Annotated in this window: 1 protein-coding gene; it reads right to left on the reverse strand. The window is 65.2% G+C overall.

The window, feature by feature from the left end:
* Positions 1-348: IS256 family transposase (locus N803_RS17195; RefSeq protein ID WP_035907581.1), on the reverse strand; the 348-nt coding region annotated here is incomplete at its 3' end.
* Positions 349-471 lie beyond the last annotated feature (123 nt).

Genomic DNA, 471 nt, shown 5'->3' on the forward strand with positions numbered 1-471 from the left:
CGACACCCCGGCGAGGTAGCAGTCGGCGACGACGGTGATCAGCGCGGACTCCGCTCGTTTCCTGCGTTCGAGGAGCCACTCGGGGAAGTAGGTCCCGCTGCGCAGTTTCGGGACGGCGACGTCCACGGTCCCGACGCGGGTATCGAGGTCGCGGTGGCGGTAGCCGTTGCGCTGTGCCGAACGGCCTGGAGTGGGCCGGCCGTACTCGGCCCCAACGACGGCGTCGGCGTCCGCGGACAGCAACGCGTTGATCATGGTCTGCAGCAGTGATCGCATCATGTCCGGACTGGCTTCGGACAGGGCTTCACCTAGAAGGCCTGCAGGGTCGACAATGTGTGGTGCGGTCATCGTGATGACTCCATTCGAGAGTGCTGTGGAAGGTTCACTCGAAGGATCACGCGGTGGCCGCACCCATGTCCACAACCGGGACGGACTCGACGACCGCGCTACACCACTATCGGGGACTCAACT

It is taken from the genome of Knoellia subterranea KCTC 19937 (assembly GCF_000768685.1).
In the GTDB taxonomy this organism is placed as follows: domain Bacteria; phylum Actinomycetota; class Actinomycetes; order Actinomycetales; family Dermatophilaceae; genus Knoellia; species Knoellia subterranea.